Annotated in this window: 24 protein-coding genes; 10 read left to right on the forward strand and 14 right to left on the reverse strand. The window is 61.6% G+C overall.

All coding sequences use genetic code 11. The annotated features are described in order from the left end of the window. The first annotated feature begins 170 nt into the window (after nucleotides 1-170). Complete coding sequence (gene ahpC / locus TMS3_RS20435; RefSeq protein WP_025167150.1) at nucleotides 171-734, forward strand: alkyl hydroperoxide reductase subunit C; 564 nt, start codon at nucleotides 171-173, stop codon at nucleotides 732-734. A gap of 256 nt (nucleotides 735-990) precedes the next feature. Further along, entirely contained in the window at nucleotides 991-2,547 is a 1,557-nt protein-coding gene (ahpF, locus tag TMS3_RS20440) for an alkyl hydroperoxide reductase subunit F (protein ID WP_025167151.1), read from the forward strand. 345 nt (nucleotides 2,548-2,892) lie between these two features. On the opposite strand, the gene TMS3_RS20445 is transcribed toward ahpF, so the two are convergent. Continuing rightward, nucleotides 2,893-3,465: a TetR/AcrR family transcriptional regulator gene (locus tag TMS3_RS20445; RefSeq protein WP_025167152.1), complete on the reverse strand. Its 573-nt coding sequence runs from the start codon at nucleotides 3,463-3,465 to the stop codon at nucleotides 2,893-2,895. 582 nt (nucleotides 3,466-4,047) lie between these two features. On the opposite strand from TMS3_RS20445, the gene lpdA reads away from it, so the two are divergent. The 3 genes from lpdA (at nucleotide 4,048) to TMS3_RS20460 (ending at nucleotide 8,461) form a co-directional block, all read left to right on the forward strand. Continuing rightward, the gene (lpdA, locus tag TMS3_RS20450; RefSeq protein ID WP_025167153.1) at nucleotides 4,048-5,448 is read left to right on the forward strand and encodes a dihydrolipoyl dehydrogenase; all 1,401 of its coding nucleotides are present in this window, start codon (nucleotides 4,048-4,050) and stop codon (nucleotides 5,446-5,448) included. 317 nt (nucleotides 5,449-5,765) lie between these two features. Then, a complete protein-coding gene (locus tag TMS3_RS20455) occupies nucleotides 5,766-6,524 on the forward strand; it encodes a COG4705 family protein (protein ID WP_025167154.1) in 759 nt (252 codons plus the stop codon). A 215-nt stretch (nucleotides 6,525-6,739) separates the two neighbouring features. After that, nucleotides 6,740-8,461, forward strand: coding sequence for a phosphoethanolamine transferase (locus tag TMS3_RS20460; RefSeq protein WP_025167155.1), 1,722 nt, complete (start codon nucleotides 6,740-6,742; stop codon nucleotides 8,459-8,461). A 73-nt stretch (nucleotides 8,462-8,534) separates the two neighbouring features. On the opposite strand, the gene TMS3_RS20465 is transcribed toward TMS3_RS20460, so the two are convergent. Beyond that, the gene (locus TMS3_RS20465; protein WP_025167156.1) at nucleotides 8,535-8,882 is read right to left on the reverse strand and encodes a DOPA 4,5-dioxygenase family protein; all 348 of its coding nucleotides are present in this window, start codon (nucleotides 8,880-8,882) and stop codon (nucleotides 8,535-8,537) included. A 223-nt stretch (nucleotides 8,883-9,105) separates the two neighbouring features. Between TMS3_RS20465 and TMS3_RS20470 the strand changes: the two genes are divergently transcribed. Next, nucleotides 9,106-9,408 (forward strand): DUF1883 domain-containing protein, encoded by a 303-nt coding sequence (locus tag TMS3_RS20470; RefSeq protein ID WP_025167157.1) that lies wholly within the window; start codon nucleotides 9,106-9,108, stop codon nucleotides 9,406-9,408. Nucleotides 9,409-9,410: 2 nt separating this feature from the next. Here TMS3_RS20470 and TMS3_RS20475 read toward each other — a convergent pair whose 3' ends face one another. The 9 genes from TMS3_RS20475 to TMS3_RS20510 all read right to left on the reverse strand — a co-directional run bounded on the left by TMS3_RS20475 (nucleotide 9,411) and on the right by TMS3_RS20510 (nucleotide 17,662). Further along, complete coding sequence (locus tag TMS3_RS20475) at nucleotides 9,411-10,691, reverse strand: diguanylate cyclase domain-containing protein (RefSeq protein WP_083491827.1); 1,281 nt, start codon at nucleotides 10,689-10,691, stop codon at nucleotides 9,411-9,413. A 347-nt stretch (nucleotides 10,692-11,038) separates the two neighbouring features. Further along, nucleotides 11,039-11,260 carry a GNAT family N-acetyltransferase gene (locus tag TMS3_RS26105; RefSeq protein WP_407691632.1) on the reverse strand — a complete coding sequence of 74 codons (222 nt, stop codon included), beginning with the start codon at nucleotides 11,258-11,260 and terminating at the stop codon, nucleotides 11,039-11,041. A 69-nt stretch (nucleotides 11,261-11,329) separates the two neighbouring features. Further along, nucleotides 11,330-11,995: a hypothetical protein gene (locus TMS3_RS20480; RefSeq protein ID WP_025167159.1), complete on the reverse strand. Its 666-nt coding sequence runs from the start codon at nucleotides 11,993-11,995 to the stop codon at nucleotides 11,330-11,332. Between the two features lie 286 nt (nucleotides 11,996-12,281). Beyond that, nucleotides 12,282-12,935 carry an HAD family hydrolase gene (locus TMS3_RS20485; protein WP_025167160.1) on the reverse strand — a complete coding sequence of 218 codons (654 nt, stop codon included), beginning with the start codon at nucleotides 12,933-12,935 and terminating at the stop codon, nucleotides 12,282-12,284. Then, nucleotides 12,935-13,924, reverse strand: a complete 990-nt coding sequence (locus TMS3_RS20490) for an ABC transporter ATP-binding protein (protein WP_025167161.1) — start codon at nucleotides 13,922-13,924, stop codon at nucleotides 12,935-12,937. Before TMS3_RS20490 ends, TMS3_RS20485 begins: the two co-directional genes overlap by 1 nt. After that, a complete protein-coding gene (locus TMS3_RS20495) occupies nucleotides 13,921-14,718 on the reverse strand; it encodes an ABC transporter permease (RefSeq protein ID WP_025167162.1) in 798 nt (265 codons plus the stop codon). Before TMS3_RS20495 ends, TMS3_RS20490 begins: the two co-directional genes overlap by 4 nt. Next, nucleotides 14,705-15,547 carry an ABC transporter permease gene (locus TMS3_RS20500; protein WP_025167163.1) on the reverse strand — a complete coding sequence of 281 codons (843 nt, stop codon included), beginning with the start codon at nucleotides 15,545-15,547 and terminating at the stop codon, nucleotides 14,705-14,707. Before TMS3_RS20500 ends, TMS3_RS20495 begins: the two co-directional genes overlap by 14 nt. Before the next feature lie 104 nt (nucleotides 15,548-15,651). After that, complete coding sequence (locus tag TMS3_RS20505) at nucleotides 15,652-16,458, reverse strand: alkaline phosphatase family protein (protein WP_025167164.1); 807 nt, start codon at nucleotides 16,456-16,458, stop codon at nucleotides 15,652-15,654. A gap of 145 nt (nucleotides 16,459-16,603) precedes the next feature. Then, entirely contained in the window at nucleotides 16,604-17,662 is a 1,059-nt protein-coding gene (locus TMS3_RS20510; protein ID WP_025167165.1) for an ABC transporter substrate-binding protein, read from the reverse strand. 325 nt (nucleotides 17,663-17,987) lie between these two features. Between TMS3_RS20510 and TMS3_RS20515 the strand changes: the two genes are divergently transcribed. Further along, nucleotides 17,988-18,704, forward strand: coding sequence for a UTRA domain-containing protein (locus TMS3_RS20515; RefSeq protein WP_025167166.1), 717 nt, complete (start codon nucleotides 17,988-17,990; stop codon nucleotides 18,702-18,704). Between the two features lie 109 nt (nucleotides 18,705-18,813). Here the strand turns inward: TMS3_RS20515 and TMS3_RS20520 are convergent, their stop codons facing one another. Further along, nucleotides 18,814-20,103, reverse strand: a complete 1,290-nt coding sequence (locus tag TMS3_RS20520; protein ID WP_025167167.1) for a M18 family aminopeptidase — start codon at nucleotides 20,101-20,103, stop codon at nucleotides 18,814-18,816. Nucleotides 20,104-20,176: 73 nt separating this feature from the next. Beyond that, nucleotides 20,177-20,887, reverse strand: coding sequence for a 4'-phosphopantetheinyl transferase family protein (locus TMS3_RS20525; protein WP_025167168.1), 711 nt, complete (start codon nucleotides 20,885-20,887; stop codon nucleotides 20,177-20,179). A 375-nt stretch (nucleotides 20,888-21,262) separates the two neighbouring features. On the opposite strand from TMS3_RS20525, the gene TMS3_RS20530 reads away from it, so the two are divergent. Together TMS3_RS20530 and TMS3_RS20535 are read left to right on the forward strand one after the other, a co-directional pair. Then, nucleotides 21,263-22,054: a response regulator transcription factor gene (locus tag TMS3_RS20530; protein WP_025167169.1), complete on the forward strand. Its 792-nt coding sequence runs from the start codon at nucleotides 21,263-21,265 to the stop codon at nucleotides 22,052-22,054. Nucleotides 22,055-22,291: 237 nt separating this feature from the next. Then, nucleotides 22,292-22,942, forward strand: a complete 651-nt coding sequence (locus TMS3_RS20535) for a hypothetical protein (RefSeq protein WP_025167170.1) — start codon at nucleotides 22,292-22,294, stop codon at nucleotides 22,940-22,942. A gap of 141 nt (nucleotides 22,943-23,083) precedes the next feature. Here the strand turns inward: TMS3_RS20535 and TMS3_RS20540 are convergent, their stop codons facing one another. Further along, complete coding sequence (locus TMS3_RS20540) at nucleotides 23,084-23,929, reverse strand: DMT family transporter (protein WP_025167171.1); 846 nt, start codon at nucleotides 23,927-23,929, stop codon at nucleotides 23,084-23,086. A 246-nt stretch (nucleotides 23,930-24,175) separates the two neighbouring features. On the opposite strand from TMS3_RS20540, the gene TMS3_RS20545 reads away from it, so the two are divergent. Continuing rightward, nucleotides 24,176-25,360 carry an MFS transporter gene (locus TMS3_RS20545; RefSeq protein WP_025167172.1) on the forward strand — a complete coding sequence of 395 codons (1,185 nt, stop codon included), beginning with the start codon at nucleotides 24,176-24,178 and terminating at the stop codon, nucleotides 25,358-25,360. Nucleotides 25,361-25,435: the final 75 nt, after the last annotated feature.

The raw sequence follows: 25,435 nt of genomic DNA on the forward strand, positions 1-25,435 counted from the left end.
AGCTGAGCTATCGCGGTCTCGGTAGTTCAGCTCATAGCTTGGTTTTATGAGCATTTCAGGCAACGATTGAGTCGGTTTATTGATCCGATGTCTTCAATCAATAAGGTTTTTAGATCATCTCGCTCTAAGATTCTTCGGGTCAACTTTCCAACCCTCAGAAGGAATCAGAGATGAATCTCATCAATACCCAAGTTCAACCGTTCAAGGCCAACGCATTTCATAACGGCAAGTTCATCGAAGTGACCGAGCAATCCTTGCAGGGGCAGTGGTCGGTTCTGATCTTCATGCCGGCAGCCTTCACCTTCAATTGCCCGACCGAGATCGAAGACGCCGCCAACAACTACGCCGCGTTCCGCGATGCCGGTACCGAGGTGTACATCGTCACCACCGATACCCACTTCTCGCACAAAGTCTGGCACGAGACTTCCCCTGCTGTCGGCAAGGCACAGTTCCCGCTGATCGGCGATCCGACCCATGCCCTGACCAACGCCTTCGGCGTGCATATAGCAGAAGAAGGTCTGGCTCTGCGCGGCACTTTCCTGATCAACCCGGAAGGCGTGATCAAGACCGTGGAAATCCACTCCAACGAAATCGCCCGCGATGTTTCGGAAACCCTGCGCAAGCTCAAGGCTGCCCAATACACCGCCGCCCACCCGGGTGAAGTGTGCCCGGCCAAGTGGAAAGAAGGCGAAGCGACGCTGGCTCCTTCCCTGGACCTGGTCGGCAAAATCTAACAACGGTTTGAGAGCTGCTGCGCTCGGCGATGCAGCGTTGTATTCAGATTCGGGCTTGTCATGTACGTCAGTACACTCCGCGCCCTCACCTGATTACTCCTTGCTTCGCCTTCGCTCGCGACGCTCTCAACTCCGTTGTTTAAATTGTCTACGCGCTTTTAAGGCTGCAACCCAGCCTTTGTAGTGCCCGAACGCCCGGGCGCGATCCGTCCGGGCGTTTTTGTGTCTGAAAATCGTTAAAAGGGATATCTGAATCATGTTGGACGCCACGCTTAAAACCCAGTTGAAGGCCTACCTCGAAAAGGTCACCCAGCCGTTCGAGATCGTCGCGTCCCTCGATGACAGCGACAAATCCCGCGAACTGAGTGGTCTGCTGCACGATATCGTCAGCCTGACCGACAAAATCACCTTGCGTGAAGATGGCAGCGACAACCGCAAGCCGTCATTCTCGCTGAACCGCCCAGGCGCGGATATTGGCCTGCGATTCGCCGGCCTCCCCATGGGGCACGAATTCACCTCCCTGGTACTGGCGCTACTGCAGGTCGGCGGTCACCCGTCCAAGCTGGCGGTCGATGTCATCGAGCAGGTCAAAGGCATCGAAGGCCAATTCAACTTCGAAACCTACTTCTCGCTGTCCTGCCAGAACTGCCCGGACGTGGTCCAGGCCCTGAACCTGATGGCCGTGCTCAACCCGAACATCCGTCACGTCGCCATCGACGGCGCGCTGTTCCAGGATGAAGTCGAGCAGCGCCAGGTCATGTCGGTGCCGAGCATCTACCTGAATGGCGAGTTGTTTGGCCAGGGCCGCATGGACGTCGAGCAGATTCTCGCCAAGATCGACACGGGCGCCAGTGCCCGCGACGCCGAGAAGCTCAACGCCAAGCATGCTTTTGATGTATTGGTCGTGGGCGGAGGCCCGGCGGGCGCCGCTGCGGCTATCTATGCCGCACGCAAGGGTATTCGCACTGGCGTCGCCGCCGAGCGCTTCGGTGGTCAGGTGCTCGACACCATGGCCATCGAGAACTTCATTTCGGTGCAGGAAACCGAAGGGCCGAAACTGGCGCGTGCCCTAGAAGAGCACGTCAAACAGTACGACGTCGACATCATGAATCTACAGCGCGCCAGTGCGCTGATTCCTGCCGCAACCGTTGGCGGCCTGCATGAAGTGAAATTCGACAGCGGCGCCAGCCTCAAGGCCAAGACGCTGATCCTCGCCACCGGCGCCCGCTGGCGCGAGATGAACGTACCCGGCGAGCAACAGTACCGCGGCCGTGGCGTGGCTTACTGCCCGCACTGCGACGGTCCGTTGTTCAAGGGCAAGCGGGTGGCGGTGATCGGTGGTGGCAACTCCGGTGTCGAGGCGGCCATCGACCTGGCCGGTATCGTCGCGCACGTCACCCTGATCGAGTTCGACAGTCAGTTGCGCGCCGATGCGGTGCTGCAGAAGAAGCTGGCCAGCCTGGGCAACGTCACCGTCATAAAAAGCGCGATGACTACCGAGGTACAAGGCGATGGGCAGAAGGTCAGCGCCCTGGTCTACCAGGACCGCACGAACGATGAACTGCGTACCGTCGAGCTGGAAGGCATCTTCGTGCAGATCGGCCTGCTGCCCAACAGCGACTGGCTGAAAGGCAGCGTCGAGTTGTCCCCGCGTGGCGAGATCATCGTCGACTCGCGCGGCGAAACCTCGGTGCCGGGGATCTTCGCCGCCGGCGATGTGACCACGGTGCCGTACAAGCAGATCGTTATCGCCGTGGGCGAGGGCGCCAAGGCATCGCTGAGCGCCTTCGATCACCTGATCCGCTCGAACTGATGGGTTAGGCGTCGAGGCTGATAAACAAGTGGATACTCCGTGAGGGTTATCCACTTGTTTGCGTTCACGCATTCGCCGCAAAAATCAGGTGCTCCCCCCCTCCTGGCGAGCGCCGGAAAGGATCCTCACAGTGGGCGAGGGGGCGCTGGATCATCTACCGCCGCTGGCCCAGGAACATTTCCTGGCAATCCGACGCTGCGGATTGACGTTTTGCGGGCGACGCGGAGCAAGCTGAGGCCAAACCTTCGCGCAATAGTGCGGGGGCAATAAGTGATCGCCGCTGAGTTGCTGCAATCATGGAGCCTTTTCCGCTGGTGCAGAGGGCGCTTATTAGCCGCGTGCGGGTTAGTCCTTGGGCAGGGTTTCGGCCTGTTCGAGCAGCAGATGTCGGGTAGTGTGCAGCAGACGCTCGGCCAGCTCGGGATCGCTGGCGCTACGTGACAGCAGCAAGGCGCCGACCATGGCCGAGAGCATCAGCACGCTCTGTTCATCGGCGTGTTCGCCCTGCAGGCAGGACTCGATCATCTGCAGGCGATCGCGTATCACCTTGTCGGTGATGGGACTGGGTTGGCCGCGCTGGCCTAACTCGGCGGACATGGTCGGCAGCGGGCAGCCTGCGCCCGGGTTGGCACGGTGCGCTGTGGACAGGTAACGCGCGATAAAGCTTGGCAACGGAGTGGGGCCGGCGAAGACTTCCCTGGTGGTTTCCTCGAGCTGTTGTGCGGCTTGGCTCAGAGCGGTCTCGACCAGCTCGTCCTTGGACTTGAAGTGGGCATAGAAGCCGCCGTGGGTCAGGCCCAGGGTTTTCATCAGCGGTTGCAAACCGGTGGCGCCTACACCGTCGCGGCGGAACAGTCGCGACGCTTCATCGATGATGCGTTGGTGGGTTTTGGCTTTATGGTCTTCTGAGTAGCGCATGGTCTGACTAGCCCCGACAAGATTCTTAGGATGCTGCCTGTAATCTTACGCTTCCTGTCGATCAGTGGTTTGTACGGTTAGTCGCTTGACTCGCGTTCGCTTAGTTGGACTACCGAGACCAGGCGCGCCACACCGCAACGGCTTCGAGCAAGGTGGCGACGTCCAGGCCATACCCGTGATTGCCGCTGTGCAACTGCCCACACAGCGACATGGTGGCGGATGCGGCGAGTTTGCTGGCATGGCTTGTTCAGCAGTCCGCCTGGCGACCAGTTTTGTTATGCGTGATGGGTTTCGCATGGCGTCAGGCTTCCTCGACGCGGGGGTATGGCGGAGAGTGGATGCTCGACGATAATTAAATTATGGACATAATTCTATTTTGTATATTATGGTCGAAATATAAATGGCTGGCAGCTGCTCATGCCGCTCATTACTACGAGTCGAGTGCCAGGTAGAACACAGGTAGAACATAGGAGAAAGCCCCATGTACGACTCTCCCTCGCCAACGCACAACCTCTTGCTGACTTTGGTCGCCCTCAGCGCGCTGGCACGTAAATACTTTCGCGAATCCACGGGAGCGACTGTATGAGTAGTTATGACGTGGTGATAATCGGTGGTGGGCCCGGCGGCTACAACGCCGCCATTCGCGCCGGGCAACTGGGCCTCAAGGTGGCCTGTATCGAGGGCCGCGAGACCCTCGGCGGCACCTGCCTGAATGTCGGCTGCATGCCGTCCAAGGCGTTGTTGCATGCCTCGGAACTGTACGAGGCGGCGGTCAGTGGCGAGCTGGCCAGCCTCGGCATCGAGATGCAGCCGACGCTCAACCTGCCCCAGATGATGAAGCAGAAGGACGCCAGCGTCAGCGCCCTGACCAAGGGTATCGAGTTCCTGTTTCGCAAGCACAAGGTCGAGTGGATCAAGGGCTGGGGTCGCCTCAACGGCCAGGGCAGGGTGAGTGTGAGCCACGCCGACGGCAGCTCCAGTGAACTGCAGGCCAAGGACATCGTCATCGCTACCGGCTCCGAGCCTACGCCGTTAGCCGGGGTGAGCCTCGACAACCGGCGCATCCTCGATTCCACCGGCGCGCTGGCGTTGGCCGAGGTGCCCAAGCACCTGGTGGTGATCGGCGCCGGGGTGATCGGCCTGGAGCTGGGTTCGGTGTGGCGTCGCCTGGGCAGCGAGGTGACCGTGGTGGAGTACCTGGATCGCATCTGTCCGGGCCTCGACACGGAAACCGCCAAGACCCTGCAACGCACCCTGAGCAAGCAGGGCATGGCCTTCAAACTCGGCACCAAGGTCATGGGCGCGAGTGCGACGGCCCAAGGCGTCGAACTCAGTCTGGAACCCGCAGCAGGCGGTGCCGTCGAGCAGCTGCAGGCCGACTACGTGCTGGTCGCCATCGGTCGCCGGCCCTATACCGAGGGCCTCGGCCTGGAGAACGTCGGTATCACCCCGGATAAGCGCGGCATGCTCGACAATCAGCAGCACCGCAGCGCGGTGCCGGGCATCTGGGTGATCGGCGACGTCACTAGCGGACCGATGCTCGCGCACAAGGCCGAAGACGAGGCCATCGCCTGTATCGAACGGATCGCCGGGCATGCCGCCGAGGTCAATTACGGGGCAATCCCCAGCGTCATTTACACCAAGCCGGAAGTGGCCACGGTCGGCCTGACAGAGGAGCAACTCAAGGCCGACGGGCGCGCCTACAAGGTTGGCAAGTTTCCCTTCACCGCCAACAGCCGGGCGAAGATCAATCACGAGGCCGAAGGCTTCGTCAAAGTGCTGGCCGACGAGCGCACCGACCAGATCCTCGGCGTGCACATCATTGGCCCCAGCGCCGGCGAGCTGATCGGCGAATACTGCGTGGCGCTTGAGTTCAGCGCCTCGGCAGAGGACATCGCACTGATCTGCCACCCGCACCCGACTCGTTCCGAGGCCTTGCGCCAGGCCGCGATGAGCGTGCATGGCTGGGCCATGCAGGCCTGATTCCAGTGCTCAGTGGGGGCTCGTTCGAGCCCCTGTTTCTAGATCGGTGATGCGACGCTCGGCAACCTGCCGCGGGATGCCCGTCGTCACCTGCCGACAGGGCTGCAAGTTGCCTTGGCGTGGGCCGTAGGCGTGACGGCGGCTTGATGAATTCTTCACCGATTTTTCACCCGGGCTCACCTACCTTGCTCGCGCCGGCAGCTTCCTGCCGACTGGATCAGCCATCGACTTGCCCTTTGCTTGCTTTGCGTCGTGTGCGCTACAGGTTGAGCCGAATGCGCCCGATCCACTTCTAACTTGCGGTTGGGGACTCTCGGATGAACAAATTGCCTCAAATCACCCTGGTCTTCTGGGTGATGAAAATCTGTGCGACCACGCTGGGGGAAACCGCCGGCGACCTGTTGTCGATGACCCTGAATGTGGGGTACGCCCTGAGCTCGTTGATCCTCATCAGCCTGTTTTTGCTCAGCCTGTTTGCCCAACTCAAGGCGCGCAGCTACAAACCAGCGCTGTACTGGACGGTGATTCTTGCCACCAGTACGGCCGGTACCACCATGTCGGACTTCATGGATCGCACCCTGGGGCTCGGCTATGCCACCGGCTCAGCCATCCTCATCGGCATTCTGATCACTACCTTCGCCGTCTGGCGCATGAGCGAGAAGTCGCTGTCGGTGGACAACATTCAGGGGCTGCGCGGCGAGCTGTTCTACTGGATGGCGATTCTGTTCTCCAACACCCTCGGTACCGCGCTGGGTGATTACCTGGCCGATGATTCGGGCCTGGGCTTTGCTGGTGGCGCCTTGTTGATCGGCGGCTTGATCAGCGTGGTCGCCCTGGCCCGGTACTACACGCGGATTTCGGCGGTGGCGCTGTTCTGGATCGCCTTCGTGCTGACTCGTCCGTTCGGCGCGACCCTCGGTGACTTCCTTACCAAAACCCATGACAAGGGTGGCCTGGACTTCGGCACAGTCGGTTCCTCGGCGATTTTAGCGGCGGTTCTGCTGGCGCTGGTGGTCTTCGCCATGCGCAGTCAAAACCGCAACGCACACACTGTCGCCGCGCCTGTATCGGCCTGATCTCCTAGTTGAGAGCAGAGCGGCTAGCAGCTTGAGTTGCGGGCCGCTCAGCTCGCCTTGCGCTCGATTGAACGCCACCCGCCGAGGGTGGCGTTTTGCGTAGAGGCGGTGGTCCTGCACGTGCTCAACGAATTCTTCACATAGCTCCGACAAGCCTTTCACATCGCGCTCCTTAGGCTGCACAGCATTCTCTCGACCTGTGCATAGAGGCCGTTGTGCGAAAAATTTCTCAGTCAACCGAACACCCAGAACGCTCCACCAAGTGGACCTTCGCCATCAGCAGCAACCTTCTGATCATGGCGGTTGCCCTGTGGTTGATGCTGACCATGAACATCCCTTTCTGGCGTGATGTCTGGCAAGGCGTGGGCGGCTGGAGCAATGACAACAGTCTGTTCCTGATCACCTTGCCCGTGCTGGTTTGGCTGTGGCTGTACCTGTTGCTGAGCCTGCTGGCCTGGGGGCGGTTGACCAAGGCGATCCTCGGCGTGTTGTTGCTGGTGTCGGCGGCTGCGAGTTTCTTCATGAGCAGCTATGGCATCGTCATCGACTACAACATGCTGACCAACGTGCTGCAGACCGACAGTGCCGAGGCGATGGACCTGTTCAGTTGGGGCATGCTTGGCTGGCTGTTTGTCCTCGGCGTATTACCCGCACTAGTCGTCAGCCGTGTGCGGCTGATCACTCGGCCCTGGACACGTGAGCTGGGCTTCAAACTGGCGAGCATGGTGCTGGCCTTGGCCAGCCTCGGCGGCATCGCGATGAGCAACTATCAGTCGTACGCCTCGCTGCTGCGTAATCACCATGAGCTGCGCCTGTTGCTGACCCCGTCCAACGTAGCGGCGGCGGTGCATGGCTATAGCAAGCGCCAGTTTGCGACCCCGACCAAGCTGCAGGTGGTTGGCGCCGATGCTCACCAGGTCAAGCAGGTGGGGCGCTCCGGTAAGCCCAAGCTGACGATCCTGGTCGTCGGTGAAACCGCGCGGGCGGTAAACTTCTCGCTCAACGGTTACGCTCGCCCGACCAATCCGGAACTGGCCGAAGAGGATGTCATCAGCTTCCGCAACGCCAGTTCCTGCGGCACCGCCACGGCGGTATCGGTGCCCTGCATGTTCCTCAATGTCGGCCATGACAACTATAAGGATTCGATGGCCAAGAACCGTGAGGGCCTGCTGGATGTGTTGCAGCGCGCCGGGGTCGCGGTGTTGTGGCGTGATAACAACTCCGGCTGCAAGGGCGCGTGCGACCGGGTGCCGACCGACGACGTGTCGCACCTGAAGATCCCCGGCCTGTGCGAGGGTAGCGAGTGCCACGACGAGGTGTTGCTCAGCGGCTTGCAAGCCTACCTGGACACGCTCGATCACGATGCCGTGGTGGTGCTGCACATGAAGGGCAGTCACGGCCCGGCATATTTCAAACGCTACCCGGCGGCGTTCGAGAAATTCACCCCGGTGTGCCAGGACAACCAACTCGACCGTTGTTCGGCCGACAGCATTGTCAATGCCTACGACAACTCGCTGGCCTACACAGACCATGTGCTGGCGCAAACCATCGAATTGCTCAAGGGCAATGCCGCGCGCTTCGACACGGCCATGCTCTATATGTCCGATCATGGTGAGTCGCTGGGCGAGAATGGCCTCTACCTGCACGGCCTGCCTTACGCCATGGCGCCGAGCGAACAGACCCATGTGCCAATGATTGTCTGGTTATCGGCCGGGCTGGAAAAGCGTTCAGGCGTCCAAGCCAGTTGCCTGGCCAAACAACAGGACGTCGCCTATTCGCACGACAACCTGTTCCACTCGATCCTCGGGTTGATGGATGTGCGTACCTCGGCGTATCAGCCCGAGCATGACCTGTTCCGCCAATGCCTGCCGCAGAACACCGCGTCGGTGGACAGCGCAGTGCTGGGCCGTGGGGTACCGGCCAGCGGCGTGAATTGACGGCGTCAGCGGTCATCGGCAGGCGCAATGCTGGTAGGCGGGAGTATCCAGTGCACTTCAGTAGCGCGGTCGCTCAGGGCATGAACATGGCCAGGTCCAGCGGCAGCTCATCGCCCAGCCACGCGGCATGGGTGGTGTGGTCGGCCAGGTCATCACCGGTCACGCCATGCACCAGGACGGACAAACCTTGGCGGTTGGCCTCCAGCCAGGGCAGCAGTCGATCAAACTGCTCAGAGTCGAAAGACAGTTGGCAGCTCCAGCGCGGATGCGGGCCAACCAGCCGTTGATGGATACGCCCGACTTTGACCGCAAACAGCTCGCCGGCCTGTTCACAGATCGAGGTGGCCAGCGCCAGCGACTGTTTATCGAAGTAAACATGGGCGTGGTATTGGGGGTAGTTATTGCTGGGGCGCGTGGTCATGGTTGAGTCTCGGTGGGTCGCGTAATGATAGACCTCAGTGGTCGAACGGGGGCCTGTCCAGGCTCGTAATAGACGCTGCATCAGCTTGTTTAGCGCCCTGAGTTCATGCGGGCCTGATGGCCGCTAGCTGTCGACTCCGCAGCCAGATTGGCCGCGGGTAAACCTCAGAGCCCCGGCTCATGCTATCGTCGCGCTTTTCCAGTCATGCGGCGTGGAGCTGTCGATGAAATTCATACACCAGCGCGAACACCTTAATGAGGACGACATCGTCGTCATCGAGTGCTCGCAGCCCTGCAATATCCGCCTGATGAGCGATGCCAACTTCCGTAGTTTCAAGAACGGCGGCCGCCACAGCTATCACGGCGGCGCTTTCGATCGTTCGCCGATCAAGATCAATGTGCCGAGTTCCGGCTTCTGGAACATCACCATCGACACCGTCACCCGCAAAGCGGTCAGCCTGACGCATAAACCGAAGATGACCTATTCGATCAAATTTGTGCGCCGCTCGGAGTCACGCCTGAGCTGATCTCACCGGGCGGACTCAACGCTCGCCAGTGGCTTTGCAGCGCTAGTGCTGCCCAGACGGTACTGGTTGTTGCCGCTGCGTTTGGCCTCGTACATCGCCAGATCGGCAACGTGGATGAGTGTGTCCATGCTCGGCCCATGATCCGGGAATACCGCAACCCCCAGGCTGGTGCCGATGTGCTGCAAGGTGCTGCCGATGCTGATCGGTGGTGCAAGCCCGGCGAAGATCTTCTCGCAGATGCCGTGCGCCTCATCCTGCAAGCTCTTGCCCTGAGTCAACCCTTCGAGAATCAGCACAAACTCGTCACCGCCAATCCGCGCCACGGTATCCGACTCGCGCAGCGTCTTTTTCAACCGCGTGGCCGTGGTGACCAGCACCCGGTCGCCGGCCGCATGTCCGTGCTGATCGTTGATCGCCTTGAAACCGTTGAGGTCGACGAACACCAGGGCTACTCGGCTGGCGTTGGCGCGCGCCCGCTCAAGCGCCTTGCCCAGCCGCTCTTCGAGCACCAGACGGTTGGGCAAGCCGGTCAGCGGGTCGTGATGGGCCAGTTTTTGTAGCTGCTTGGCCGAGGCTTTCTCCTCGCTGATGTCGCGAACCACCCCCATCATTTTGATCACCTGGCCGTGCGCATCCTTGATCACGTTGCCGGTCTCGCGTAGCCAGTGCGTGCTGCCGTCGGGCCAGATAACCCGGTATTCCTCGTCATGGTTCTCGCCGGTTTCAATGCAGCGCAACTCGCCTGCGCGCACCCGTGCCTGGTCATCCGGGTGCACGCTGGCGCAGAACAGCTCATAGCTGGGCGTCACTTCGCCGACCTCATAGCCGAACATGCCGTAGATGGCCTCAGACCAGTACAGTCGATCGGTATCGACATCCCAATCCCAGGTGCCGATACGGGCGAAATACTGGCTACGCATGAAGCGCTCGGCATCCTCGGGCGAGCTGCCGTATTCCGCCGCCGGATGGATCAGCACGATGGAGTCTTCAGTGCCAGCAGGGAGCAGGCGAGTGATCTCGACAGTTCGCCACTTACCCTCCGCTCCGATGGCCTGGGTGTGCTGGCGACGAGCGTGCGCGGCGGCTTGGTTGAGTTGCGGTAGCCAATGGCTAAGCGGTGCGCCCTCCAGTGCTGCACCGGTATCGCCTAGCAAGCGCGCGGCTGCGGCGTTGTGCCGACGGATGCGACCATCGGCGCCGATCAGGATTACGCCATCGGGCAAGCGCTCGAGCAGCGCCCGGTACTCGCCCAGTTGCTGCTGCGCGCTGCGCTCACGGAGCATCAGCACTGCCAGGAGCGCAAGGGGCAGTAGCGTCGCACAGAGGCTGAGCCAGATCGTGGTCATAGCATATTGAGTGAAGTTAATCCGGAGAGTCCGAGTATAGACAGGCTGTTGTGGGCATTATGCATGGCCCTGTCCAATGAGGGGGATCTACGAGTTGGGTAGTCTGGATGATCGCCTTCGGCCACGGCGGCTGAAACTATCCGCAGCAAGGGCAGATGTGTCCTATCGGGACAATACAGCTGCCCTTGCTCATGTCATGCGTCGTCAGATGACAGACTCTTTTGCCAGGACATGGCGCTACCCATTCGAGGTTGAGCTCATAGCCCGGGTAGCCGCATGCATTGTTAAGCAGACTGCGCTATTAGGTTACCCAGGAGGGCTCCAAGCGTCAGTTTGCAGCAGCCTACGCGCCGTGCGATTTCTTCGGCTTTTGAAAACAGTGATTTCGAGATTCCACGATCGTGATACTCACTTGGAACCGCTCCGTCATGGATGTTCAATAATGGCTTGCATGAGTGGGTAGAGAAGCTCGCAAAGAAAATGGCCAAGCCAGCAGGCTGTGGCAACAGCTAATGGGTTGTAGCGATCAAAAGTGAATCACGCCGACTTTTTCAGCTGCGATTTGGATGTTGCGCTCATTGCAGTTGGTGGTCTTGCCCAATCGTTGTTGTCTGCAACAACCGGTACTGCGCGGTTTCTACGTTTAGGAACGAAAATCTATCCTTCACCTTAGCTAAGTAGTCATTGAATGCTGCGGAATCCTTCAGGTAGTAGCGCCAAATAGTCGGGTGTCCCGTTTTAGGGCAGTCCGGCGCAAAGTGCCCTATGTAGATGATCTCATTGGCCCCAACTTTGAAGCTGCCGGCCACGGGCTTTCCGCCCTCGATGAGCTTCGTGCGACCGGCCCGAAAAACGCCAACGTCGCTCAGCGATTTTGCAGCCTTGATGCGGAACGAGCTGAGCGCGTACTCACCCGGTTCAAGAAGTAACGCGTAGTCCACCGATACAGGCTTTGCCACGAGCATTGGCCCTTCAAGGATCAGATCGGCGGGCGGTTCGTCACCTACTTTATGAACGGGCATACGGTCGAACGCGATGCCTTGGAGCTGTACGTTCTCGAATCCGCAGTAACCCCATGCTCGGCCCCAGCTCACGCCCAGAAGCACCACACCCATGCGATTACTCGCTGCCACATAAGCGTCACGCGTCAACTCAACCGCGGATACCGCCGGCACGAAAAACACCGCGCATATAAGTGCGGACATAGCCTGAATTAGCGCCAATTGTCTCTGGGGTTTCATCGCAAGTTCGCCCTTTTTCGATTCGGCTGCATAACAAGGTTATAGACACCAATTGGTGTAATAACACGTGCTCGCTCTGCTGCGCGTGCGCCCTTGCCCTCCCGGCAGTCCCGCTCTAGTCAGCGGTTAAACGGGGAGATGGGGGGCTTTGGATTATATGCACCAATCCGGGCATGTCCTTTTGCCGGTTTGGGCCGCCGCTATTGGATTGCGCCGTTGCTGTCCACTGAAACGACAAGGCCCACCGAGGTGGGCCTTGTAAGTAGGGTGGCAGGCTAATCGTGGTTCAGCGCCAGTGCAGGATCGGCCAGCCGGCTTGTTCGGCATGCTCGCGCAGCACGTTGTCAGGGTTGACGGCGTGGGGTTTGCTGACTTTTTGCAGCAGCGGCAGGTCATTGCGCGAGTCGGAGTAGAAGTAGGCGCCGTCCAGGCTTTCGTTGTGCTGTTGCAGCCACTCCAGCAGGCGGCTGACTTTACCTTCGCGGTAGGTCAGCACCCCCTGGGTGCGACCGCTGTAGCCGCCGTGCTGTTGTTCCAACTCGATCGCCAATACGTGTTCGACGCCGAGACGCTGGGCGATCGGCGCGACCAGGTGCACTCCTGAGGCGGAGATGATCAGTACCCGGTTGCCGATGGCGCGATGTTGCGCCAGGCAGGTGCAGGCGTCGCTGTGGATCAGCGGTTCGATGATGTTTTCGACGAAGGGCTCGACCACGTGTGCGACTTCTTCCGCGCTGCGCCCGACCAGGGGCGAGAGACTGAAGGTCATATAGTCCTCCATGGCCAGTTTGCCTGCGGCGTAGAGCGCCATCAGTTCACGGTCGCGTTGTAGAAAACTGTCGCCGTCGACCCAGCCGAGTCGGGCCATTTCCTGGCTCCACAGGCTGGCGCAGTCGCCGTCGATCAGGGTGTCGTCCAGATCAAAAATTGCCAGGGCCATCACGCCACCTCACAGATTGCGTTGGCCTCTATATTAAGCCCGATGCGCTGGCCCTTGGTGTGCAGATCGGCGGCCGAGCGATTGAGTACATCGACCAGCAGTTCGACGCCGCGCGCCTCGACACGGTAACGGATGACGTTGCCGAGCAGGCTGTGGCTGCGGATATGCGCCTCGATGCCGCCCAGTTCGGCAAAAGCGATAGCTTCTGGGCGGATGGCGATGCGGCTGCCGATCGGTCGACCGAGCAGACGGCTGGCGGCCTCGGCGTCGAGCAGGTTGTAGTTGCCGATAAAGCCGGCGGCGAAGGCGTCCACCGGTGCGGTGTAGAGGGTTTCCGCATCGCCGCTCTGGACAATCTGCCCGGCGTTCATCAGGAAGATGCGGTCGGACAGCACCAGCGCTTCTTCCTGATCATGGGTGACGAAGATGGTGGTCAGACCCAGTTCCTGCTGGATCTGCCTGATCTGTTCGCGCAGGTGCTTGCGAATCCGCGCGTCCAGCGCCGACAGCGGCTCATCCAGCAGCAGCAGGCGCGGGCGGGTGACCAGCGAGCGGGCCAGGGCCACACGCTGACATTGGCCGCCGGAGAGTTGCTGCGGGTAGCGCTCGGCGAACTCGTTCAGCTCGACCAGCGCCAGTACTTCCTTGACCCGCTGGCGGCTTTCCTCGGCGGCGACTTTTTGCATACGCAGGCCAAAGGCGACGTTCTGCTGCACGGTCATGTTGGGGAACAGTGCATAGCTCTGGAACACCATGCCGATGCCGCGTTTCTGCGGCGCGACCGGCACCAGGTCCTCGCCATCGAGGAGGATCTGCCCGCTGTTCACCGGGGTCAGCCCGGCGATGCAGCGCAGCAGGGTGGACTTGCCGCAGCCGGACGGGCCGAGCAGGGTGACGAATTCGCCCTGGGCGATCTCGCAGTTGATGTCGCTGAAAATCTGCGTGGAACCGAAGCTTTTGTGCAGGCCTTGGATGGCAAGAAAACTCATGACTTGTCCTTGTTCAGGTGGTTCGCGGCCCAGGTCAGGATCAATACGAAGAGGAAATAGGAGATCACCAGGGCGCTGGTGAAGTGACCACTGCTGTTACGCATGTTGTTCAGGTACACCTGCAGGGTTTCGTAGCGGGTGCCGACCAGCAGGTTGGCGAACACGAACTCGCCGAACAGGAAGCTGAACGAGAGGAACAGCGAAACCATCAGGCCCTTGCGCAGGTTTGGCAGCACCACCAGAAACGCCGCCTTCCAGGTGCTGGCGCCGAGCATGTGGGCGGCGTCCATCAGGTCGGGCAGGTTGATCGCCTGCAGGTTGTTGGTGATCGCCCGGTACATGAACGGCAGCGCCACGGTGAAGTAGCAGCCGATCAGAATCCACGGGGTGCCGGTCATGGCCAGCGGGCCGGAGGAATACAGCTGTAACAGGCCGACCGAGGAGACCACCGGCGGCACGGCGAACGGCAGCAGGATGAGGATGTTCATCAGTCCGTCGAGCCTGGGGAAGTGGTAATGCACGACGAACAGCAGCGGCAGGATCAGCACGGCCGACAGTAGCAGGGCGCCGACGCAGATCAGCAGCGAATGGCCGAAGGCAGCGAGAAAGCGCGGGTCGCCCCACAGCTCGACGTACCACTTGAAGGTCATGCCGCTCGGCAGAATGGTCGCCGACCAGTCGGTGGACAGCGAGTAGAGCAGGGTGCCGAGCAAGGGCAGCAGCAGAATGAAGAACAGGGTGTAGACCATCAGCCGGTGATAGAGGCCGGCGGCGGAGAGTTCAGCGCGTGACATGGTAGCTCCTGCGCAGTATCCATTGATGCACCACGGTGACCAGGGTCATCAGCCCGACCAGGACCATCGCCAGGGCACTGGCCATATTCGGGTCGAGGAAGATGTCGCCGGCGACCAGCGAGGCGATGCGGATCGGCAGCACGTTGAAGTTGCCGGTGGTCAGTGCGTAGACCGTGGCGTAGGCGCCCAGGGCGTTGGCCAGCAGAATTACGAAGGTGCCGAGCAGTGCCGGGGTCAGCACTGGCAGGCCGATATGCCGCCAGAACTGCCAGTTGCTGGCGCCGAGCAGCGCCGCCGACTCGCGCCAGTCGCTGCGCAGGGCATCGAACGCGGGATACAGCAGCAACACGCCTAGGGGAATCTGGAAGTAGGTGTAGAGGATGATCAGCCCGGTTTTCGAGTAGAGGTTGAAGTCTTCGATGATGCCCATCTGCTTGAGCAGGATGGTCAGCGCACCGTTGAAGCCGAGCAGGATGATGAAGGCGAACGCCAGCGGCACCCCGGAGAAGTTGCTGGTCATGTTGGAGAAGGCCATGACGAAATCGCGCAGCTTGGAGTCGACCTGGCGCAGCGAGTAGCTGCCGAGCACGGCGATGATGATACCGAGCAGGCTCGACCAGAAACTGATCTGCAGGCTGTGCTTGATCGCCTGGCGGTAGAACGGCGAGCCGAACACTTCCGTAAAGTTGCCCAGCCCCCAGCCGTCGGCGGCGTTCAGGCTGTTAGTCGCCACCCACACCAGCGGGGCGATCTGGAAGACCGCGAAGAACAGGGCGAAAGGCAGCAGACACAGCAGCGCCAGCCATTTGCCGCGAAATGTGCTGCGCAGACGTTGCAGCAAGCCCTGAGCAGGGACGCCGGCAGCGCGATCCAGAGCGGGCGCAGTTGAGGTTGGCAGAGTCTGCGTGGGTGAGTTTGGTTCCAGTCCGGCGCTCACTTCAGCAGCTCCCGGCAGACGGGTTTGTCGTGGGCCACACCGAGCAGTTCGCACACCGTGCCGCACAGTTCGGTCTGTTTGGGCTGGGCCTGGGGATCCAGGCTGAAGGCGCTGCCGAGTACCAGCAGCGGCACTTCGCGCTCTTCAGGCAGCAAGCCATTGTGCGAGCGGTCAGCGTTCATGCCGTGGTCGGCGGTGACCAGAATCTGGTAGCCGGCATCCAGCCAGGTCTGGATGTATTCGGCCAGCAGCACGTCAGCCATGCGCGCGCTGTTGCGGTATTGCGGGCTGTCGAGGCCGAACTTGTGGCCGGCGTCGTCGATATTCATCGGGTGCACCAGGAGGAAATCCGGGGCCTGTTGCTGGCGCAGGCTGTCAGCATCGGCGAACAGGTGCGAATCCGGGTAGTGGTCGGCGTAATAGAAGTGGCCGTACTGGATAGGCAGCGTTTCATCGGCGGTGTGGCGGTCACGGGCGGCCTGGAAGGGCGCGCGGTTATACAACTCGCTGACCCAGTGATAGGCCGCCGCGGCGGTCTTCAGGCCGGCGTCGCGGGCGTAGTGAAAGATGCTGCGCTGATTGGACAGGCGCACCACATCGTTGTGCACGATGCCACTGTCGATCGGGGTGACACCGGTGAGGATGCATTCGTAGAGCGGACGAGACAGCGCCGGCAGCTCGCAGTCGAGCTTGTACAGGGCGGCGCGTCCGGCGTTGCAGTAAGCCTGCAAGTGCCCCAGTGCGTGCTGGGCCACCTGGTAACTCAGACCATCGAGTACCACCAGGATGACGTTGTGTTTCATAGGCGTGGTTATCCCCAAACTCAGGTATCAAGCAACGGTTCCGGGTACGCCTGCAATGCGGTGTCCCTGCTCCGTAGCCCGGATGCAATCCGGGTAGGCTTATCAAGTCTCCCGTACGGCATCCGGCTGCTCCGGCGTGCCGGCGTTATTGCATATGGATGATGACGTGCTCCTGCCACATACGCGGCAGTGCCTTGGAGGTGGCTTCCCAGGCAGCAGCGTCCTTGATCGGCTGAACCTTGGCGTACTGTTCCTGCGGCAGCAGCTTGGCTTGCACCTCGGCCGGCAGGGTCAGGTGCTCGGCGCGGATCGGCCGGGCATTGCCTTTGGCCAGGTTGATCTGCCCGGCATCGCTGAGAATGTACTCGCGGGCCAGTTTGGCGGCGTTGGGGTTCTTGGCAAACTTGTTGATGATGGTGCTGTAGCCGGAGATCACCGAGCCGTCGGACGGGATCAGCACTTCGAAGCGGCTGGGGTCGATCTGGTCGCGGTAGCTCAGACCGTTGAAGTCCCACACCACACCGACTTCCACTTCACCTTTTTCCAGGGTCTGGATGGTCGGGTTGGCCAGCGACAGGCGGCCTTGCTTGGCCAAATCACCGAACAGCTCCAGGCCGGGCTTGATGTTGCTTTCGTTGCCACCCATGGCGATGGACGCGGCGAGCACGCCATTCACCGCTTGCGCTGCGGTGCTGACGTCGCCGGCGGCAACCTTGTAGCTGCCGGTTTTCAGGTCGGCCCAGCTATGCGGCACATCCTTGACCAGCTGCTTGTTGACGATGAAGGCAATGGAGCCGGTGTAGGCGAGCATCCAATGGCCGTCCTGATCCTTGGCCCAGTCTGGAATCTGCGCCCAGGTGCTTGGCTTGTAGGGCTGGGTCACGCCTTGCTGCACGGCAATCGGCCCGAATGCCGCGCCGACGTCGCCGATATCGGCGCTGGCGTTGTCTTTCTCGGCGGCGAACTTGGCGATTTCCTGCGCCGAGCTCATGTCGGTGTCCATGTGCTTGAGGTTGTACAACTTGGCCAGATCGACCCAGGTGTCCTTCCAGTTAGCCCAACTGTCCGGCATGCCCACGCTATTCACTGCGCCTTCGGCCCTGGCGGCCTGCTCCAGCGCTTTGAGGTCGGTCTCGTTGGCCATGGCCGAAGTCGCCAGAGCGATGGTCGAGCCCAGTAGTGAAGCCAGCAGCAACTGTTTCATTCGAAACTCCTTTGCATTGAGAAGGTGTTGGTCTAGATCAGTAAGAACCCGGTCAATCTAGGCGTTACAGATGACATTTTTATGTCGTCACTCACCTGGTGCTGCTTTTAGAGCCGTGACAGGCGGACGCACATCTAGCGTAGACCATGCTTATACGGGTGTTGTTGACTGGGCTGACAGCGCCTCGGACGGGGGGTTCATTGCTCGACGAGGTGTCTTGTCATCTACCAGTCATCTAGGCTGCTTAAGATTGCAACGAACTGCGGCATGAGCCGCGCCCGTTCGGTAATGAACGGGTTTGGACTAGTCCAGTAGAGGAATGTCGATGCGCGATGCAGCGCCACGAGCGGTAACTGCCATTTGCCGAGCCCTGGAAGAGCAGATAGAGCATGGCCTGCTGGCCTCCGGTAGCCAGCTGCCGGCCGAGCGCAAGCTCAGCGAAGTGTTCGCTACCACCCGGATTACCCTGCGCGAGGCGCTCAGCCAGCTGGAGGCCCAGGGCTTGATCTATCGCGAAGAGCGCCGCGGCTGGTTCGTCTCGCCGGCGCGGGTGGCCTACAACCCGCTGGTGCGCACGCATTTCCATGCGATGGTGGCGGAGCAGGGGCGGGTGCCGGCAACCGAAGTGTTGAGTGCGCGGCTGATGCCGGCTACAACGGAAATCTGCCAGCTATTGGACTTGCCGGGGCTGTCCAGCGTGTACCAGATCCGCCGTGCACGGCGCATCGATGGGCGCCTGGTGTTGTATGTCGAGCATTACCTCAACCCGGCGTATTTTCCCGGCGTGCTGGATTTTGACCTGACCCGTTCGCTGACCGATCTGTATGCCAGCGAGTACGGCATTCACTATGGCCGGGTGCGCTTCGACATGGTGCCGACCGCCCTGCACACGGAAGCGGCGGCAGCCCTGAAGGTGGCGGCGGGCAGCCCGGCGCTGCGTATCGTGCGGGTTAACCGCGATCAGCATGGGCGGCTGATCGACTGCGACCTGGAGTTCTGGCGTCACGATGCGCTGCATGTGAGCGTCGAAGTACCGGAGTAGTCGCTCGCCACATTGGAATGTGGCTAAGGGGAGAGGGCTGCAGTTGTCTGGCCTGGGTTAGCCGCGCAGCGGCGTAACCCAGCAACCTTGAAAGCGCCTCTCGCCCTGTCTATGGCAGCTCGGGGCTGGCGTAGAACGCCGTCAGCACCTTGACCAGATGCTCCAGGTCGTGGCTGCCGGCCAGTTCTCGGATCGAGTGCATGGCGAAGGTCGGCAGGCCGATGTCGACGGTACGCACACCGAGTTGGCTGGCGGTGATCGGGCCAATGGTCGAGCCACAGGCCATGTCGCTGCGCACCACGAAGCTCTGCACCGGTACTTCATTCTCCAGGCACAGGTGGCGGAAGAAACCGGCGCTTTCGCTGTTGGTGGCGTAGCGCTGGTTGCTGTTGATCTTGATCACCGGGCCGGCGTTGAGCTTCGGTCCGTGGTTTTCGTCGTGCTTGTCGGCGTAGTTGGGGTGCACGGCGTGGGCGTTGTCGGCGGACACCAGCAGCGAGTGCTGGATGCAGCGGACGAAGTCATCGCCCTCGGGTAGCACGCGCCGCAGCACCTGTTCGAGCATCGGCCCGTCGGCGCCACAGGCCGAGCTGGAGCCGACTTCCTCATGGTCGTTGCACACCAGCACGCAGCTTTGTGCGTCGGGTGCGGCGAGCAGTGCTTGCAGCCCGGCATAGCAGGACAGCAGGTTATCCAGGCGCGCCCCGGCGATGAAGTCGTTACTCAGGCCGATCACGGCAGCAGACTGGGTGTCGTAGAAACTCAGTTCGTAGTCGAGCACCGCATCGGCGTTCAGGCCGTGCTCCTGAGCTAGCTGATTGGCCAGCAGGGCGCGGAAGTCGGCTTTCTCCGCGCCAGCGAGCTGGGCCAGAATCGGCGGCAGCTCGTTCTGCGGGTTGATCGCCCAGCCCTGGTTGGCTTCGCGGTTGAGGTGAATGGCCAGGTTGGGGATCACCGCGATCGGGTTCTGGAAGTCGATCAGCTGGCTTTCAACCTTGCCGTCCCGGCGAAAGGTCACGCGTCCGGCCAGCGACAGGTCGCGGTCGAACCAGGGCGCGAGCAGGGCGCCGCCGTAGACTTCCACGCCGAGCTGGAAAAAGTCCTGACGTTGCAGTTCCGGCTGCGGCTTGACGCGCAGGCAGGGGCTGTCGGTGTGCGCACCGACCAGGCGGATGCCGGCTTCGATGGGCGGGCGCTTGCCCAGTTGGAAGGCGATGATCGCCGAGTCGTTGCGGGTGACGTAATAGCGGCCGCCGGCTTCGGTGTGCCAGGGCGCGCGCTCATCCAGGCGCTGATAACCGGCCGCTTCCAGGCGTTGGGCCAGGCTGGCGGTGGCATGGAAGGGGGTGGGTGAGGCCTTGAGGAAGTCAATCAGGCCTTGGTTCAGTTCGTCGCGCATGGGGCACTCCTGGCAGCAATGCGCGGAGTTTATCGGATTTGCCCGGTGTATAGGGGCGGGGAGACCGAGCGGGTTACGCGGGAATGCTGACCAGGCTCAGCAGATGCCCGTCGACTGCGGCGACCTGGCCGTCCAGCTCGCAGCCCGCCGCCCAGTCGCCAGTCAGGTCAATCAGCAGGCGCAGGCGTGCGCTGCCGTCTTCAGCGTGGCTCAGCAGTTCGGCGTCCTGGAAATAGAAGCGCCGCAACACCAGGGGGTAGAGCGCCTTGAACAGGCTTTCCTTGAGCGAGAAGGTCAGGCTGACCCGCCAGGCGCGCTGCTCGACGGGCAACGCCTGCAACCTGAGCAGTTCATTCGGGGTGAGAATTTCAGCCGCCAGGCGCTCGGCGCGGCTGGCGGGCAGCGGCTGCTCGACATCCAGGCCCAGGCCGCGCCAATCGCTGCACCTAGCGACCACGGCGGCGGCCCAACCGCGGCCGTGGGTGATCGAGCCGACCAGGCCGCTCGGCCATTGCGGCGCGCGGTCGCTGCCGACCGCCGGCACGTCTGCCACGCCGGTCAAACGGCGCAACGCCGCGCGCGCGCACAGGCGGCCGGCGAGGTATTCGCTCTGCCGTTTGGCCACGCCGGGTACCGGTGGGATGGCGCAGCGGCTGAAATCCTCGCTGTCCAGTTGAGTGGGATCGAAGCAGGCGCTGACCAGCTGCACGCCGGTGAGCGGCTGCGGCAACGGCCAATGATCGTTCAGGGCTGGGCAGCAGGGGGGCAGGTAGAGGTCGGTCATCCGCGCATTCTGCCGTGCGCCGCCCGTGCCGGCCAGTCGCGTAGGCGGTTACATTTCTTTGCACAGCGGCAACAAAGCGACACGGATAGTCGGGCAGGATTTTGCCAGACTGGCCCCTGCGCTCCTTCGGGGACGCAGGTGAGGTTGTTGTCGGGGCCTGTGTGAGCCGGTTCTGACGTTTTCTCTAGATTGAGTACGGGAGCCCGATTGGGCTCCCGTTTTTTTTTGCGGGTTTGCAATGCAGGGCTCCTGCCTGAGTATGCCAGCAGCCTCGCAAGCGTTACAGGTCTGGGCCTGGACGCGGGCCGGTACGTCCTGTGTTAGCATCGTTTTTCGCGCCCCTTGCAATAACCAATAAGTAAGACGGGAGGCGAAATGACCCGTTTGCCGTGCCTCGTTTGGGCGGACCTGCGCAGCAACACCCTCGAACCCAGCCCCGTGGGTGAGTTGGTTGCGCAATTCAGTCTCCAGCACGTCGTAGAGATGGCGAGCATATCTGCGTGTATCGAGCAGACAGCGCCGCTGTTGTCATGTTTTGAATACGACTACCCAAATCTGCCCGCCCTGAAGGCACTGCGCGCGACCAAGCAGGCTTACCCTCATCTGCCTATCCTGATGCTTACCCTCCATCACTCGGAAGCCTTAGCCGTGTGGGCGTTTCGTGCGCGGGTGTGGGACTTTCTGGTAAAACCGGTATCGGTCGAGGAACTTAGAGCGCGAATCCAGTCATTGGCGGCGGTGTTGCCATCGACCCAGACATCTGCGCGAGAAATCGCCATGCCCGCACCGCTCATTCCCTTGGAGGCCCGGGTTGGTGCTCAGGTCTCTGCCGAACGGCCGACTCAAGCCGCGCTGTCCTATGTGCAACGTCACTACGGGGAGGTGTTGCGGCTGCAGGATGTCGCCCGCTGCTGTCACATGAGCATCTACGAGTTCAGTCGTCGCTTTAAGCATGCTTACGGCCTGACCTTTCGCGAATACCTCTGTCAATACCGGCTGAAGCGCTCCCTGGAGATGCTGATCAATCCGCATGCCACTATCTTCGAGGTGGCCTGCGCCGTCGGTTTTCGTAACGCCTCCCACTTCACTCGGCTGTTTCACCAGCGAATCGGTGTCACACCTTCCCAATATCGCTTGAACCCCTGCACGCGCTCCCCCTTCAAATAAAACGCACAGTGTTCTGCAATAGATGCACAGCGGGCAGCTCGCATCGCCACCATACTGTTGTGGGCGCTAGCCATCGGCTAAGGGCAGATGTATAGCGCCAACTGCGCCAAGCCAACGAGCAGAGGAGTGAGCATTGCTAGGAGCTGTTTAGGGAGGAGGGAGCGAGCGCAAACGCTGGGGCGTTGCAATGAGGAACGATGTGAACGTCGTTCTCCGTTCTCGAAAAGGAGGTAAACCATGTTTACTCATTGGTTAAAAATCTACTCGGTGCCAGTGGCAATCAGCATTGCCGGTGCGGGGCTGTATGCAGGCCCGGCAAGTGCGGGTGTCTGTGAGTTGGCTGACAACAGTCGCGATACCGGCTGGGTACTCACCTTCGATGACGCCCAGGTGAGCAACTGCGTATTTACCGGCAATGCCGGAACGGGCCGCAACAAAGGCACCCTCAGCCTGACGTTGAACATCGCCAATGCCAAGCCCATCGACATCGGCTTCGTTCAGGAAGTCGCGGCCGCCGAAGACAGCTTCGGTCTGCGTATCACCTGGAACCTGACCCTCAACAACAACTTCCAGCTGTTGCGCGGCATCAGGGGCCGAGCCTTCGATAACACCGATAAACTCGACGATGACGAAAACGAGTTCGTCGCGGACGAGCACCCGGGGTTTGCCCATTTCCACAACGATGGCACCTTCAACCCCGGTCCGTTTGTCGGAGCCGAGGACTGTGATTGCGAGTCCGACCGTGACTTCAAGATCAAGGCCGAGGATGGCATGTTCGCGGCTGGCGGGACGGGCATGGTCACGGGTATCGGTGTCCACCAGATCGAGGAGCAGGGACGCGTGCGGAGTTTTTCGGTCAGCGTCAAACCACTGGCCGAAGATGATTAGCCAGTAGCGGTCAGCAGGAAGGCTAGATCCACTGGCGCACGGTCGCCGCAAGAGCGCTCTGGAGTGGAGTGGCTTGAGTGGCGCGCTAAGTCCCGCAATGCTGCTGACCACGCAGCCTGCGGGATTCTTTTTGGTCGATCATCAGGCCAGCTTCATCAGCAGCATACCGGCGAGGATCATGCCGCAGGCGATCAGCCGAATTGGCGGCAGCGCTTCCTTGAGTAGCAGGTTGCCGATCAACAGGGCGAACAACACGCTGGACTCGCGCAAGGCCGAGACCAGCGCCACCGGGGCCTGAGTCATGGCCCAGATGACGATACTGTAGGCCGCCAGCGACAAGCCGCCGCCGAGCAAACCGTTGCGCCAGTGCGGGCCGAGTTGACGCAAGACGCGCGTGCCGCGCCCTGCGACCAGCACGCTGCCCATCACCAGCCCGCTCATACTGAACAGCCACATCGAGTAGGAGAGGGCGTCGCCGTTGGCCCGCGCGCCAACGGCATCGGAAAGGGTATAGCCGGCGATAAAGGTCGCCGTCATCAGTGCGCTGAACAGCAGCGGTGCGTTGAACGGGGCGGCCCGGTGGCCACTGCGCAGGGCCATCAGCCAGATGCCCGCGACCAGTGTCAGCAGGCCGAGCCATTGGCCCTTGGGCAGGCTGTCGGATAGCAGCAGCACCGACAGCAGGGCGACCATCAGCGGCGAGCTACCGCGTGAAATCGGATAGACCTGGCCCAGGTCACCGTACTGGTAGGCACGCGAAAGAAAGGTGTTGTAGCCGATATGCAGCAGCGCCGAGAGCGCTATCCAGGGCCAGGCTTCGGCAGCGGGAAAGGCCACGAAGGGCAAGGTGCAGAGGGCCACGGCGCCGGCGGCCATCTGCATCAGAGCGGCGCTGAGAAAACGGTCGAGGCCGATCTTCAACAGGGCGTTCCAGCTGGCATGCAAGGCGGCGGCGGCCATGACGGCGAGAAAGACTGAGGTTTCCAAGCGGTTTCTTCCTTGTACCAGCGGCGATCTAGCGCGTATAGCAGCGCACGAATACTGCCATATCCTGGGCACCTATTGGCGGTGAGTCAGCCAGCTGAGGCCGGCAGCGATCCGACACGCCTATCCGCTGATCGCACAGCTTTTCTTACCGCCAGCGAGTCCCTGGCTGGGGCGTAACCGCGCTAGCTGATTCGCGTGGTAGGCTTGCCCGGCGGGCCACCTGGGCCGGTTTTGCGAGTCTTTGCGATGTCTAACCCCGAAGTCACTGCGCACCTGCAGCGCGGTACTGCCGCCTATCGACGGGCCACCCTGGCACTGTTCTGCGCCGGATTTGCCACCTTCGCCTTGCTCTATTGCGTGCAGCCATTATTGCCCTTGCTGGCGGCGCATTTCTCGGTGTCGGCCGCCGCCAGCAGTCTGGCCTTGTCCCTGACCACCCTGAGCCTGGCGCTGTGCCTGCTGGTGTCTGGGGCGCTGGCCGAGAGCTGGGGGCGCAAGCCGGTGATGGTCGCGGCGCTGGGCCTGGCCAGTGTGCTGGGCATCGCCTGCACGCTGGTCGAGAGCTGGGATTACCTGTTGCTGTTGCGCGCCTTGCTCGGCCTGGCCCTGAGCGGGTTGCCGGCGCTGGCCATGGCCTATGTCGGCGAAGAGTTCGACCCCGCCGCATTGCCGGCCGCCATGGGCCTGTATATCGGTGGCACGGCCTTGGGCGGTCTGCTCGGCCGCTTGCTCGCCGGCCTGCTCAGTGACCTCGGCGGCTGGCCCTGGGCGCTGGGCGGCGTCGCCGGGTTGGGCCTGCTGGCCCTGGGCCTGTTTGTCTGGCTGTTACCACCATCGCGCCACTTCCGCGCGCAACCGCTGTCACTGCGCGGCCTGCTGGGCAACTTCGCCATGCACCTGCGCAGTCCCGCGCTGCGGGGGTTGTTCTGGCTGGCTTTTCTGTTGATGGGCGGCTTCGTCGCGCTGTTCAACTATGTCGGGTTTCGCCTGGCAGCGGCGCCGTTCAACCTGTCGTCGACGGTCATCGGCCTGTTGTTCAGCGTGTATCTGGTGGGGATCTTGAGTGCCGGGTGGGCCGGGCGGCTGGTGCCACGCTTTGGCGCGCGTCAGGTGATGCAGAGCGCCATCGGCATCATGCTGCTCGGTGTAGCGCTGTGTGCCGCGCCCTGGTTGAGTGTCGTGGTCGTGGGGTTGGCGTTGTTCACCCTGGGTTTTTTTGCCGCCCATGCGGTGGCCAGCGGGCAGGTTGGGTTGCGCTCTGCGGGTGCCAAGGCGCAGGCGTCGGCGTTGTATCTGTGCGCCTACTATCTGGGCTCCAGCCTGGTCGGCTATGCAGCGGGTTATGTCTGGGAGCACGCCGGCTGGTTACCGCTGCTGGCGGTGTTGAGCGCTTTGTTTGTGCTGGCCGCTTGGCGGGCTAGAACGCTGTAAGTTTTGCCAAGGCGCTGTCCGAGTTAACTGTTGCCGTGGTCGAAACTGAATCGCGATATCTCCGGGTGCGAGAGG

Origin of the sequence: Pseudomonas taeanensis MS-3, assembly GCF_000498575.2 — a bacterium.
GTDB lineage: Bacteria > Pseudomonadota > Gammaproteobacteria > Pseudomonadales > Pseudomonadaceae > Aquipseudomonas > Aquipseudomonas taeanensis.

What these genes read in the sequence shown, in the direction of transcription:
- ahpC (WP_025167150.1), top strand. Translation starts at nt 171, where the DNA reads ATGAATCTCATCAATACCCAAGTTCAACCGTTCAAGGCCAACGCATTT.
- ahpF (WP_025167151.1), top strand. Translation starts at nt 991, where the DNA reads ATGTTGGACGCCACGCTTAAAACCCAGTTGAAGGCCTACCTCGAAAAG.
- TMS3_RS20445 (WP_025167152.1), bottom strand. Translation starts at nt 3,465, where the DNA reads ATGCGCTACTCAGAAGACCATAAAGCCAAAACCCACCAACGCATCATC.
- lpdA (WP_025167153.1), top strand. Translation starts at nt 4,048, where the DNA reads ATGAGTAGTTATGACGTGGTGATAATCGGTGGTGGGCCCGGCGGCTAC.
- TMS3_RS20455 (WP_025167154.1), top strand. Translation starts at nt 5,766, where the DNA reads ATGAACAAATTGCCTCAAATCACCCTGGTCTTCTGGGTGATGAAAATC.
- TMS3_RS20465 (WP_025167156.1), bottom strand. Translation starts at nt 8,882, where the DNA reads ATGACCACGCGCCCCAGCAATAACTACCCCCAATACCACGCCCATGTT.
- TMS3_RS20470 (WP_025167157.1), top strand. Translation starts at nt 9,106, where the DNA reads ATGAAATTCATACACCAGCGCGAACACCTTAATGAGGACGACATCGTC.
- TMS3_RS20475 (WP_083491827.1), bottom strand. Translation starts at nt 10,691, where the DNA reads ATGCTCCGTGAGCGCAGCGCGCAGCAGCAACTGGGCGAGTACCGGGCG.
- TMS3_RS20480 (WP_025167159.1), bottom strand. Translation starts at nt 11,995, where the DNA reads ATGAAACCCCAGAGACAATTGGCGCTAATTCAGGCTATGTCCGCACTT.
- TMS3_RS20485 (WP_025167160.1), bottom strand. Translation starts at nt 12,935, where the DNA reads ATGGCCCTGGCAATTTTTGATCTGGACGACACCCTGATCGACGGCGAC.
- TMS3_RS20490 (WP_025167161.1), bottom strand. Translation starts at nt 13,924, where the DNA reads ATGAGTTTTCTTGCCATCCAAGGCCTGCACAAAAGCTTCGGTTCCACG.
- TMS3_RS20495 (WP_025167162.1), bottom strand. Translation starts at nt 14,718, where the DNA reads ATGTCACGCGCTGAACTCTCCGCCGCCGGCCTCTATCACCGGCTGATG.
- TMS3_RS20505 (WP_025167164.1), bottom strand. Translation starts at nt 16,458, where the DNA reads ATGAAACACAACGTCATCCTGGTGGTACTCGATGGTCTGAGTTACCAG.
- TMS3_RS20510 (WP_025167165.1), bottom strand. Translation starts at nt 17,662, where the DNA reads ATGAAACAGTTGCTGCTGGCTTCACTACTGGGCTCGACCATCGCTCTG.
- TMS3_RS20515 (WP_025167166.1), top strand. Translation starts at nt 17,988, where the DNA reads ATGCGCGATGCAGCGCCACGAGCGGTAACTGCCATTTGCCGAGCCCTG.
- TMS3_RS20520 (WP_025167167.1), bottom strand. Translation starts at nt 20,103, where the DNA reads ATGCGCGACGAACTGAACCAAGGCCTGATTGACTTCCTCAAGGCCTCA.
- TMS3_RS20525 (WP_025167168.1), bottom strand. Translation starts at nt 20,887, where the DNA reads ATGACCGACCTCTACCTGCCCCCCTGCTGCCCAGCCCTGAACGATCAT.
- TMS3_RS20530 (WP_025167169.1), top strand. Translation starts at nt 21,263, where the DNA reads ATGACCCGTTTGCCGTGCCTCGTTTGGGCGGACCTGCGCAGCAACACC.
- TMS3_RS20535 (WP_025167170.1), top strand. Translation starts at nt 22,292, where the DNA reads ATGTTTACTCATTGGTTAAAAATCTACTCGGTGCCAGTGGCAATCAGC.
- TMS3_RS20545 (WP_025167172.1), top strand. Translation starts at nt 24,176, where the DNA reads ATGTCTAACCCCGAAGTCACTGCGCACCTGCAGCGCGGTACTGCCGCC.